Here is a 12,099-nt window from a genome sequence, read left to right on the forward strand (position 1 = left end):
AATTATGTTTTGGAAGATATAAATTTATATATTTCAGGTAATTTAAACTTAGAGGAATTAAAAAAAAATTTTTGTAGATATAATGAATCAATAGATATAAAAAATATGGAGGAAAATATAGATAAATACAATTATTATAGTTTAAGAATAGCTATTAAAGAACTATACAATTGTTTAGATGATGAACAAAAGATGAAAATTATAGTTGAAAAAACAAATATAAGAAAAAAATTAAAAAATAATATTAATACAATAACCAATAATTTTAGTATGGATTCTTTAAGATTTAACTTAGCTATAAAAGCTTCAATATTAATATCTATAGCAGTTTTTATAGTAGATTATTTTAATATCTATGAAGGGAAATGGGTAGTATATACACTGGCAGTTGTATTGCTTCCATACGCAGAAGAAAGTACAAAAAAATCTATAGACAGAGCAATAGGAACTATTTTAGGAGCTATAGCACTTGGAATAATATATAAACTAATTAATGGAAATTTAAAATTAATGATATTTATATTTATGATATCACTATATTTAAACATATCTATTAGAAAATATAATATAAGATGTATATTTATAACTATGACAGCTATAACAGCAGTTAAGTTGATCTATCCAAATACAACAATTTTTACTCTATTAGAATACAGAGTAATATTAATATTGTTTGCATCTATGTCTACTGTAGTTATAACAAATTTAGTATTTCCGTATAAAATTAATAATGATATGAAAAGTACAATAAATAGTTATATAAATTTTAATAAAGAAATATGTAACTTTATATCTTCAGAAGGCATAGGTGATATAGAAATTGAAAAAGCAATTGTTAAAAATAATTATTACTGGATGAGACTTAACTTTATAAATAATAAGCTAAAAGAAGAAAATATCGAGGGAATTTTAAAAAAACAAAATGACTTTTTTACAAATATAAGTTTCTCTATACTTTTAAGTGGAGGAATAGAAAGTGAAGTTAAATTAGTAAATAAACTATATAAAGAACTGAAAGAAACTACATATAAAGATCAGAGTTTATATGAATTTTATAAAGTATTTTTTAATTCAAGAAAAAGCGATTTAGAAAAAGCAATAATGATAAGTTTATATAGGATATACCTAGATATGAAAGAAATTAGTTCTTTAAGAGATTCAGTTATTAAAGAATAAAAACTGTAAATTCATATATCCCCAAAAAATAGATAGAGATTATATCTATCTATTTTTTTGCTATAAATTCTCATTTGCATTTTTAAAGTTTTTGCTCATTTTTTTTAATAATCGTAAAAATTCTTCTTTTTCTTCCTTAGTGAAATCTTTATATGCAGTTTCTTTTACTTGAGAAGAAATTAAATCAAAACGGTCTTTTATAGTTAATGCCTTTTCCGTTAAGCTTATATAAGTTACTCTTTTATCTATTAAACATTTATCTTTTTTTACATATCCTAAAATGATTAATTTATTTACTAATGATGTAACTGTAGATTTATCTTTTCCTATTTTTTTTGAAATTTCTTTCATTGTTAGCTGTCCATTACTTTCATAAAGGGCAGTTAATATATTTCCGTGAGTAGGGATCAGGTCATTTAAATTATTAAGTTTCAAATTTTTATCTATAAATTTAATCATATTATCTTTAGTACGACTTATGAAATATATGATGTACTTATCTTTCAAAATCTCACCTCCAAAATTAAGTTGAGTTTATATTTATTTATTTATTTATTATAATACAAAATTTAGTAGGTATACAAACGTATAAGCGATTATGATTTGTAAAAACAGGGAATATATATATAAATAAATAAGTTGGAGGTAGTAACATGAAAAAATTAGCGACTTTTGCAGGTGGATGTTTTTGGTGTATGTTTAAACCTTTTAGTAAATATGAAGGAATTGAAAAAATTGTAGCTGGGTACACAGGGGGATATACAAAAAATCCTACATATGAAGAAGTATGTTTAGAAAATACAGGGCATTTAGAAGCAATACAGTTAACATATGATGATGAATTAGTTAAATATGATGAATTATTAAAAATATATTGGAGACAAATAGATCCCACTGATGGTGGAGGACAATTTAATGATAGAGGAAATAGATATAAAACTGCAATTTTTTATCACGATGATAAGCAAAAAGAAGAAGCTATAAAATCAAAACAAGAATTACAAGAAAGTGAGATTTTTAAAGAAGAAATAGCGACTAAGATACTTCCTGCAGAAACTTTTTATACAGCAGAAGAATATCACCAGGATTATTATAAAAAAAATCCAATACATTATGAAATGTATTTTAAGGGATCAGGAAGATATAATTTTATAAAAAATTTCTGGGATAAAAACAATAAAAAAAGAGAAGAACTAAAAAATAAATTAACGCCTATTCAGTTTGAGGTAACTCAAAATGATCAGACAGAACCTCCATTTGATAATGAATATTGGAACAATAAAGAAGAAGGTATATATGTAGATGTTGTCAGTGGAGAAGTATTATTTACATCAAAAGAAAAGTTTGATTCAGGCTGTGGTTGGCCAAGTTTTACAAAGCCAGTAAAAGAGGACGTTATAATTGAAAAAAGGGACTTTTCTCATGGAATGGTTAGGACAGAAGTAAGAAGTGAAAAAGCAAACTCTCATTTAGGGCATGTTTTTGATGATGGACCAAAAGAACATGGAGGACTTAGATATTGTATAAACTCGGCATCTCTTAAATTTATACCTAAAAGTAAAATGAAAGAAATGGGGTATTATGATTATATAAAGCTTATTGAGTAAACTATTTGTAACTATAATTTAACCAAATAATGTATAGTGTGAGGTTATAATTATATTATAATTTTAAATAGGAAGTGAAAAGAAATGAATAAAGTAATTCAAAATCCGATAGCGGATGTGTTTAAATATTTAGCTATATCAATACTATTCTGTTTTTTAGGATATGGATTTGGAGTAGCATTTGTACCAGAAAGTGTAGCTATGATTGCGAATATTATTGTTGTAGTGATGGTAGTGGCACTTTTAATACTGTGTTTAGTTTCTAGAAAAGGAATTATACCTGATAGATTTAGCATGAACTGGGTATATTTATTTACTTTTATAGATGGAATAATCTTATACCCTATAATTCAAATGTATGTGGGTAGCTTAGGTAAAGAAATTGTAATAAGTGTTTTATTTATTACAGCTTTAATATTTCTTGTATTATCAACAATAGCAAGAAGAGAAAAAAGTGATAAATATCTGAAATTAGGAAATACATTATTTGTAGGATTAATAATTTTAATTCCATTCACAATAATAGCTTCATTTGTAGGATTTGGAGCATTCAATATAACTGTTACTGTATTTAGTATAATTATATTTAGTGGATACATACTATATGATGTAAGTTTAGTGAAATATGCAATAGAAAGTGGAAATATTAATGATAGTAAAGATTTATCTATACATGTTTTAAACTTATACTTAGACTTTATAAATATATTTTTAGATATATTAAATTTATTTTATGATTTTAAAGAATAATAAATACCCCCTAATTTTTAGGGGGTATAGTTTTGCAGAAAGAAGGTGTTAATGTGAAGATAGGATTAATATCTGATACGCATAGTATGATAAGAAAAGAAGTTTTAAATCACTTTGAAGGGTGTGATTTAATTATACATGCAGGTGATATTGGGAGTATAGAAGTTATAGAGGAACTAAGAAAAATTTCTGATGTTAAATTTATAAAAGGGAATTGTGATAAAAAAGCTGAATTTGAAAGTATTCGAGAAGATATTTTGATACAATTTGATAGTATCAAAATATATGTAGTACATGATATAAAGACTATTAAGAAGGATTTAAATAAAATTGGAGTAGATATAGTTATATATGGTCATTCTCACAAAAGTGAAAATTATATAAAAGATAAAATATTGTATATAAATCCAGGATCAGCGGGACCTAAGAGATTTAAATTACCTACTACAATTGCGACACTTAACCTAATAAAAGATAAAGAAACTGAAATAAATTTAATAGAGTTATAAAGGAGTATATTAAATATGGAAAAATATAATGTATTTATAGATAAAATTATAGAGAATTCACCAGATTTTTTAACCATTGAGGAAGACAATGAAATTTATTTATTATTTGATTACTTTGTAAATAATTTAAGTGATAAAGCCATGCCATGGCTATTTAAGGTTTATTTAGATAAAAAATTTAATATAATAGTTGAAGATAAAATAAGCAAATATGCAGTAGAAAAATATAGCAAATACAATTTGAAAATTAAAGATGTAAATGGGAATACATTTTTAAACTCAGATTTAATGATTATCATTTTAAATGAATTAAATGAAGCAAATCAATTAGAATACAATGAAACTGGAAGAACGTTTTCGCTAAAGTAGGTGTTATTTCACCAAATTAAAGAATTTTAGTGTTATAATTATATCGAAGGGAAGTTTTTAAGCATAAAAATTTATTATGGAGGGTTTTAAGATGTCTTTTAAATTAAGGGAATATAGAGAACCAGATTTTACACAAGATGTATTTGTTAATGCTCCTGATGCAAGCTATGGAGTTGTAGAAAAAGATGGTGTAGCACCAGAAAATTATCATGCTATGTCCATTTACCCAGAATATTTTAAAGTAAATGGGAAATGGGTATTAGCTGAAGAAACTAGAATGGACTGCGTACCTATAATAACTAATGATGATAAAATAGATGTAGTAGAGTTTAGAAGACTTAAAGTTGGGGACAAAGTTATAGTAGGAAGAACAGAAGATGCAAAAGATGGAATTTACTTATATCCTAATGGTTTCCAAACAGAAGAAGAAGCTCAGGGAGATGTTTTTGCGTTTAGATCAGGAAGATCAAGAGAAACTTCTTACACTAAAGATTATGAAAATTTATATGAATTATTAAAATATGAAAAAGAACATGGATACATAGTATGGGTTCTAGGGCCTGCAGCTGTATTTGCTAAAGGAGCTAGAGATTCTATGGCATCATTAATAGATAATGGTTATGTAAATGCATTTTTAGGTGGAAATGCAGTTGCAACTCATGACTTAGAGGCAGGAGTATTTGGAACTGCACTAGGGCAACATGTATACACACAAGAATCTATACAAAATGGACACTATCATCATCTAGATTTATTAAATAAAGCTAGAGGAGCAGGATCTATAGAGAAATTAATAGAAAATGAAAATATACAAGATGGAATAATCCATGCTTGTGTTAAAAATAATGTACCTATAGTTCTTGGAGGATCTATAAGAGATGATGGACCATTACCGATAGTTTATGGGGACGTTTATCAAGCACAAGATGCTATGAGAAGTCATGTAAAAAAAGCTACAACAGTAATTTGCTTAGCTACTCAACTTCATACTATAGCTGTAGGAAATATGACTCCTTCTTATAGGGTTGTAGATGGAAAAGTAAGACCTGTTCATTTCTACACTATAGATATATCTGAATTTGCAGTTAACAAGTTAAGAGATAGAGGTAGCTTAGAAGTTATAACTATGGTTACAAATGTACAAGATTTATTAGAAAAATTAGCTAAAAACTTAGTTGAATAATACTTGAAAATAAATAAATTTGTATTTAAAGAAGCTATAAGAATTATATAATTCTTATAGCTTTTTATTTTTAATATAACTAATATTATATAGTATAAAGCGCATTTATTTGTATATGATTGAAAGATGTGATAAAAATAGAGATATATGATTAAATTTATATAAATTGATATAATATAGAAAAATGTATATTATATAAATAAAAAGATATTATATTTATAGAATTTAAATTCGTAGATATAGGAAGGATAATAATGTTTGGATATGTTAGAATAAATAAGATGGATTTAACATTTAGAGAGTTTGACACATATAAGGGATATTATTGTGGTTTGTGCAAGTATTTAAAGGAAAATCATGGAGAGATATCTAGACTGTCTCTAAATTATGATATAACTTTTTTAATCTTACTTTTAACTTCTGTTTATAGGCCTAAAGCTAATATAACTAAAGAGGTGTGTATAGCTAATCCTATAAATAAAAAAATGAGAATAGTTAATGAGATAACAGAATACGCTGCTAGCATGAATGTACTTTTAACTTACTATAAGTTAGAAGATAATTTAAATGATGATAAAGGAATCAAAGATATATTAGCTTACAATATATACAAAGGAAAGCTAAAAAAAGCTTATGATAAATATCCTGAAAAAGCAGATTATATAAAAAAACAATTGGAAAATCTAAAAAAGCTAGAAGATGAAAAAAGTACCAACATAGATGCAGTTTCTAATACATTTGGAAATCTTATGGGAGAAATTTTTTCTTATAAGGACGATAAATATAGAGATGATTTAAGAAATATTGGATTTAATATAGGTAAATATATATATACATTAGATGCATATGAGGATTTAGATAAAGACATAAAAAAAGGAAGATATAATCCTTTTATTGAATACATAGATAAAAAAGAAGAACTAAAACAAAAGGTGGATAAACTTATATCTATAAGCTTAGGATATTTAGCACAGTCTATAGATAATCTACATATAAAAGCTAATATAAACATTATAGAGAATATAGTTTATTCAGGTGTTTATCTTAGATATAAAAATATTTTAAATAAAGGGTGTGAAGTTAATGTACAACAATCCTACTTATAATGAAAAGTTCAACTTGGCAAAAGAATTTATAAGCAATAAAGAATTTCAAAAGGGATATGACATATTAATATCTATAGTTGATAAAAGTAGTGCTAGCTGGAATTATCTTATAGGAATAGCATCTTTAAATTTAGGTTATTACGAGCAAGGAGAATCATACTTAAAAAAAGCTATAAGCATTGAACCTGAAAATAAAGTTTATGAAGATGCAATTACAAGATATAACAATAACTATGACAACTATAATAGGAGAGCTCATAATTACAATAGAAGAAGACATAATAGCTTAGATGGATGCTGTTGTTGTTGCTGTTGTGATGATTGTTGCTGCTGCGGAGACGACTTCTGTGAAGTTTGTACGAAATTATGGTGCCTAGATAGTATATGCGAATGCTTTGGTGGTGACTTTATAGAATGTTGTTAGGATATGTATATGAGTAAAAGAATAGCATATACTGGAATTTTACTGTCTTTAAACATAATTTTATTAATTTTATCAAACATAATTCCCATTAATACTTTGTTTTTTATGGGGGCAGCTTCTTTTATAGTTTCTATAGTAATAATAGAGTATGGAGGAAAATATGGAGCAATATTTTCTATAGCATCGATTTTATTGAGTTTCTTTATTATACAAAATAAAGCCCAATGGATTTTTTATGTATTTACATTTGGAATTTATGGAATAGTAAAATATTTGATAGAAAAAAATCAAAGGGTATATATAGAGCTAGTTTTAAAAATAGCTTTTGCTAATCTAATTGCAGTGTTGCTGTATATAATTCTCAAAGCGTTTATATTCATACCGATGAACTTATTTACTGTAATTGGATTTGAAATAGGTTTTATTGTATATGACTATGTATATACTCTATTTATTGAATACTATGATGTTAAGATTAAGAAAATAATTAAATTTAAATAAAAAATCCCACTCTTTAACATTTAAAGAGTGGGATTTTAAAATTTCCTGGGAAATTTTAAATTAAATTAGATTAAAATGTCTTAACTGTATATCTTCTAAAGGTTTTCTACAAGATTTGCAACAAAATGTAGAATTGATATCCTCAAAAACACCAGTTGATGTATTAAAGTTTGAATTTACTTCTTTTAAAATTCCTATTGTAGGTATGTGAGATCCACATGTACCACAGTTTTCTACTGTTGTTAAAGTTTCTAATTGTTTAGGGGTAATATCATTTATTTGATTATTACAGTTAATACAAGTTACGTAATCTAATTCTTCTGGGTTTGACCTAACGATTTTTCTATCGTATGTTGAATATGTGCAATTAGAAGAAATTAGAACTTTGTATCCTGTCTCATATATATTAGAATTACAATGAGGGCAGTTATACGAAACAGTTAACTTTACATTTTCGTGTAAAGATTTAGACTCATTTACTGAATCTACTATATCAGATACTTCCTCATTAGATAGATAATCTAATACGTCTATTGAATTTTCAGAGCGAGCAATATCTATTAAATGGTTTTTAACACAATTAAATGATATATTTTTAGATTTAGAATTTAAATTAAAATTATTTATCTCCACAGCAAATTTTATAATTGAAACATAATTATATTTAGCTGCGAAAAATAAAGACATTTCATCAAAGTCTTTATCTGTTGATTTTTCTAAAAAATCTAACCATAAATCAGGATTATCTAAGTATAGTGTTTTACTTAAATGTTCTATATCATCTTCTAATCTTTTCATAAAATCTCTATCATTTGTTAAAGTCATTAATACCTCCTAAAATTATATATCTAGAACATCGACAGATGCAGGTAGTTGGTAAACTAAATCTTTTCTCTCTATTATTATTTTAGATATATCCTTTATATTTTCATCATTACTTATTTGGTGAAGAAGTTCTTTAGTAGGGTTTATAGCAACAGGATTACCTACTCTTCTAAGCATATTGATATCTCCATTTGTATCTCCATATGCATAGGATTTAGATAAATCAATATCATACTTTTCAACAAAGTCATTAATAGCTACATTTTTACTAGCTGAGTCCCACATAGGAATCACTTCTCCATTAAATTTACCGTCTTCAAAGACATAAGTACTACCTATAAAATCAGTAGCATTATATTTAGTTGCCATTTTAGAAACTAAGAAATCGGGACTTCCAGAAATGAATATTACAATGTGACCTTGGTCTAAATGCCATTTTATTTGAGAACGAGTATATTTATAAACTCTATCAGATTTTAACTTTATAACTTGATTACTAGTAAAATGTATAGAACACAAGTCTAAACCTTTTAGAGATTCAACATATATATCGCAAACCTCAAATAAATAATCATCATAGTTCCCCTGTCTCTTGTCCCAGTTAACAAATGTATCTCTAGCATTAGTTAGCCATACCTTTTCATCTACGATTTCATATCGTATTAGTTTCTTGAAGTGCTCAACCATTAGAGAATCTCTATACAGAGTCCCATCTATATCAAAGAAAGCTGCAGTTTTTTTCATATATATCACCTCAATTAATGCGATTTTTCTTTTATCTATTATATTATAAATTTAGCATATAGTTGTAAAAATATAAGAAATAATTTAAAATTAATTTTTAAATGGGTATATTGTTATTATATGAACTGAATATATCGATAGGGTTTATTATAGATTTATATTTAAAATAAACAAGTTCAAGGAAGGATGTTTGATAAAATGGATTTCATTTTTGCAAAGGTTACGAATTCAAGACTTATGGGAAGTATGGGACTTATAATTGGATGGGAAGATAATGATGACATTGTGTATCAGTATTTTTTAATAGATGCAGAAGGGTTAGGAATAGCGGACTATGTAAGTTTGAGAAACGCTTCGTATGAAGAATTAAATAGAGAGCAAGAGCGATTAATGGGAGGATTAGGATCTGATAGAATTCAACTTACAGAAGAAGAAGCTCTTAGTTTAGTCAATTACTATGGTAAAAAAACATATTATTGGGAAAAAGAATTACCTGGTAATACTGAGGAATATATAGACTTCATAGATAAATATGAGTCCAAAATTAATATATTTGATTTGTATCCAAAAATATGTAAAAAGGTTGATAATGATATAGAATTTATTAATTACATGACTATGAGATTTATTGCATGGGATAAAGATAGTTTAAAATACTTTTCTAATAATGAAAAAATTTCAGAGATGCATATAACAAATATTAACGGGGCTCTTTTAAAGAACAAAGTTACTAAAAAAGAGGATGGTATGTATTTATGTGATGTTTTATATGAGGATAGTGATGGATATTACACTTGCAAGTTAGCTTTTCATATAAGTTATAAAAATGATGAATATAAAATAGATTCTTTAATGTTTACAGATAAAGCTGATATTTATGACTTTGAAGTATTTGATGAAATATCAAAGCAAGAATATATAGCTATTTATGATTTGAAAGATAAAACAGAGTTCTTAGATAAGTTTTATAAATTAAATCCATTTGTATTAAAAAGTGAACTTGATTTAGGTATGTTATTTACAAGATTTAACTTTGATAATAATCATGTAAAAAAAGAAACATATGTAATAAATAATGATTTAAGTGCATTATATTACCAAATAAACGATAAATTTTTTGTTGCAACATATAATGAAAAGGATAGATTGTATATAAATAAGTTAATACAATGTAACTTTAAAAATTATGTAACATTAGAAGAAGAACTGTTCTTTGAACAAAATGTTCTATATGATTTTGTTGAGTCTGAATCTGAAGATTTTTATGATTTCTTAGAATAATTTGGCAAAAATTGACAAAAAAGGTTATAAATCTTATAATTTGGGTATAAAGTGATTATTAAAAATTATAGGAGGGGTTAAGATGAGTTTAGCAAAAAAAATAGAACAAAAAAGAAAAGCAAAAAAAGTAGCAGAAAGAAATAAAAAAATGAAAATAGCTACAGTAGGGGTAGCTGCAGGAGTTACCGCTGGAGCATTAGGTGGAATATTATTAGCTCCTAAATCAGGGAAGGAAACTAGATCAGATTTAAAAGATAAATCGCAGAAAGTTGCGAGCACTGTAAATGAAAAATCACAGCAAGCAAAAGTTAGAGTAAATGAAAAGTTAAATACAGGAAAGGCAAATTTCCAAGAATCTAAAAATAAAATAAAAGATTATTTACAAAATAAGAAAAATTTAAATGAAAATGAAGAGTTAGTAAACGAAGAAGTTATTAAGCTAGAACAAAGCGAAACTCAAGGAGCTTAATATGTATATAGATATAAATGCAATATATTTTGTATTAGCTGTATTAGGATGTATAGCAATTTTATACCTGATATTTACATTAAAGAATTTAAATGAATTTATAAAAAATATAATGAATTTAATTTCTTCTAATTCTCAAAACATAACTACTACAATCAATAGATTACCGGAAGTAGCAGATAATTTTAGTGAGATAAGTGATAATTTAAAAGATGTTACAGAAGTTATAACAGATACAACTGCGGACTTTATAGTAGCGAAAGAAAGTGTAAAATCTAACGTTGAAATTGCGACAGATATATTAAAGATTGTAAAAGGTGTTGTTAGTAAATAGAATAAACATAAAAAAAGCCCTAGTAAACTCTAGGGCTTTTTTCTTGTATTTATAATATTGGGGGAATATTATGAGGAATACATTAATAGTATTAGCTCAATCTTTAAACTTTATACATAAAATTTAAAGAAATTTCCCTTATTATAAATTTACATTTCCTCTTCATCAAATTCTTCTATGTTTATATTAGGCATACCAGGCATACCAGGCATACAACCCATCATAGGCATCATCATAGGCATACCAGGCATTTGTTGTTTTGAAGGATCTGGATAGCCTGCTCCCATAGAATCTTGCATTAAGTTGTCTATACCAGGATTAGGCATAGGATTCATGCTAGGCATACAACCCATCATTTGCATCATCTGCATCATTTGCATGTACATTTGCATAAGCATATTAGGATCTATACCACCACTCATCATAGGATTCATCATATAAGGGTTCATATACATCATAGGATTACTTTGATAAGGATTTTGTAACTGATCAGCTTGATTATCAGTACTAGGTTGTTTTTTAGTATTTTGACAATTAGGTTGATTCATCATGTAAGGGTTCATATATATCATAGGATTAACATAAGGCATAGGATATATATATTTATTATCCATGTCAGAAAACATAGGGTTCATATAACCATCGAAATTCATAAGTTAATAACCTCCTAAATAAAAGACTTTCGAATCTTACTTCTGAAAACACTTTATTATATATATATAATAAAAAAACTATTATTATGTGCATTAAAAAATAAATTTATATAATTGTTGCAAAAAAATAAGTAGAGTTCTATAATATTATATATGAACAATTATTAA

General features: G+C 26.0%; 16 protein-coding genes. 12 read left to right on the forward strand and 4 right to left on the reverse strand.

The annotated features are described in order from the left end of the window. Positions 1-1,176: FUSC family protein (locus VN21_RS11765; protein ID WP_046823456.1), on the forward strand; the 1,176-nt coding region annotated here is incomplete at its 5' end. Positions 1,177-1,236: 60 nt separating this feature from the next. Here VN21_RS11765 and VN21_RS11770 read toward each other — a convergent pair. Then, the gene (locus tag VN21_RS11770) at positions 1,237-1,683 is read right to left on the reverse strand and encodes a MarR family winged helix-turn-helix transcriptional regulator (protein WP_046823457.1); all 447 of its coding nucleotides are present in this window, start codon (positions 1,681-1,683) and stop codon (positions 1,237-1,239) included. Positions 1,684-1,829: 146 nt separating this feature from the next. Between VN21_RS11770 and msrB the strand changes: the two genes are divergently transcribed. The 8 genes from msrB to VN21_RS11810 all read left to right on the forward strand — a co-directional run bounded on the left by msrB (position 1,830) and on the right by VN21_RS11810 (position 7,625). Then, positions 1,830-2,783 carry a peptide-methionine (R)-S-oxide reductase MsrB gene (gene msrB, locus VN21_RS11775; protein ID WP_046823458.1) on the forward strand — a complete coding sequence of 318 codons (954 nt, stop codon included), beginning with the start codon at positions 1,830-1,832 and terminating at the stop codon, positions 2,781-2,783. Between the two features lie 84 nt (positions 2,784-2,867). Next, positions 2,868-3,533, forward strand: a complete 666-nt coding sequence (locus VN21_RS11780) for a Bax inhibitor-1/YccA family protein (protein WP_046823459.1) — start codon at positions 2,868-2,870, stop codon at positions 3,531-3,533. 32 nt (positions 3,534-3,565) lie between these two features. Then, positions 3,566-4,042 carry a metallophosphoesterase family protein gene (locus VN21_RS11785; protein WP_084822105.1) on the forward strand — a complete coding sequence of 159 codons (477 nt, stop codon included), beginning with the start codon at positions 3,566-3,568 and terminating at the stop codon, positions 4,040-4,042. Between the two features lie 15 nt (positions 4,043-4,057). Further along, a complete protein-coding gene (locus tag VN21_RS11790) occupies positions 4,058-4,411 on the forward strand; it encodes a hypothetical protein (protein ID WP_046823460.1) in 354 nt (117 codons plus the stop codon). Positions 4,412-4,502: 91 nt separating this feature from the next. Continuing rightward, the gene (locus tag VN21_RS11795; RefSeq protein WP_046823461.1) at positions 4,503-5,594 is read left to right on the forward strand and encodes a putative NPN-dependent ornithine cyclodeaminase; all 1,092 of its coding nucleotides are present in this window, start codon (positions 4,503-4,505) and stop codon (positions 5,592-5,594) included. A 254-nt stretch (positions 5,595-5,848) separates the two neighbouring features. Continuing rightward, a complete protein-coding gene (locus tag VN21_RS11800; protein ID WP_021428311.1) occupies positions 5,849-6,700 on the forward strand; it encodes a DUF5685 family protein in 852 nt (283 codons plus the stop codon). Further along, a complete protein-coding gene (locus tag VN21_RS11805) occupies positions 6,678-7,124 on the forward strand; it encodes a C2 domain-containing protein (protein WP_046823462.1) in 447 nt (148 codons plus the stop codon). The genes VN21_RS11800 and VN21_RS11805 overlap by 23 nt, the downstream gene beginning before the upstream one ends. Before the next feature lie 9 nt (positions 7,125-7,133). After that, on the forward strand, positions 7,134-7,625 hold the full coding sequence (locus tag VN21_RS11810) for a hypothetical protein (protein ID WP_046823463.1): 492 nt from the start codon (positions 7,134-7,136) through the stop codon (positions 7,623-7,625). 60 nt (positions 7,626-7,685) lie between these two features. On the opposite strand, the gene VN21_RS11815 is transcribed toward VN21_RS11810, so the two are convergent. Both VN21_RS11815 and VN21_RS11820 read right to left on the reverse strand, forming a co-directional pair. After that, positions 7,686-8,450, reverse strand: coding sequence for a hypothetical protein (locus tag VN21_RS11815; RefSeq protein ID WP_046823464.1), 765 nt, complete (start codon positions 8,448-8,450; stop codon positions 7,686-7,688). A 15-nt stretch (positions 8,451-8,465) separates the two neighbouring features. Next, positions 8,466-9,194 carry an HAD family hydrolase gene (locus tag VN21_RS11820; RefSeq protein WP_046823465.1) on the reverse strand — a complete coding sequence of 243 codons (729 nt, stop codon included), beginning with the start codon at positions 9,192-9,194 and terminating at the stop codon, positions 8,466-8,468. 198 nt (positions 9,195-9,392) lie between these two features. Here VN21_RS11820 and VN21_RS11825 point away from each other — a divergent pair, with 198 nt between their 5' ends. The 3 genes from VN21_RS11825 to VN21_RS11835 all read left to right on the forward strand — a co-directional run bounded on the left by VN21_RS11825 (position 9,393) and on the right by VN21_RS11835 (position 11,278). After that, positions 9,393-10,475, forward strand: a complete 1,083-nt coding sequence (locus tag VN21_RS11825) for a hypothetical protein (RefSeq protein ID WP_046823466.1) — start codon at positions 9,393-9,395, stop codon at positions 10,473-10,475. 82 nt (positions 10,476-10,557) lie between these two features. Beyond that, the gene (locus VN21_RS11830; RefSeq protein WP_021428355.1) at positions 10,558-10,944 is read left to right on the forward strand and encodes a YtxH domain-containing protein; all 387 of its coding nucleotides are present in this window, start codon (positions 10,558-10,560) and stop codon (positions 10,942-10,944) included. Position 10,945: 1 nt separating this feature from the next. After that, complete coding sequence (locus tag VN21_RS11835; protein WP_021428347.1) at positions 10,946-11,278, forward strand: ANIS5 family metal-binding protein; 333 nt, start codon at positions 10,946-10,948, stop codon at positions 11,276-11,278. Positions 11,279-11,427: 149 nt separating this feature from the next. Here VN21_RS11835 and VN21_RS11840 read toward each other — a convergent pair whose 3' ends face one another. Beyond that, on the reverse strand, positions 11,428-11,931 hold the full coding sequence (locus VN21_RS11840; RefSeq protein ID WP_046823467.1) for a hypothetical protein: 504 nt from the start codon (positions 11,929-11,931) through the stop codon (positions 11,428-11,430). Positions 11,932-12,099 lie beyond the last annotated feature (168 nt).

This window comes from Paraclostridium benzoelyticum, from assembly GCF_001006285.1.
Classification (GTDB): domain Bacteria; phylum Bacillota; class Clostridia; order Peptostreptococcales; family Peptostreptococcaceae; genus Paraclostridium; species Paraclostridium benzoelyticum.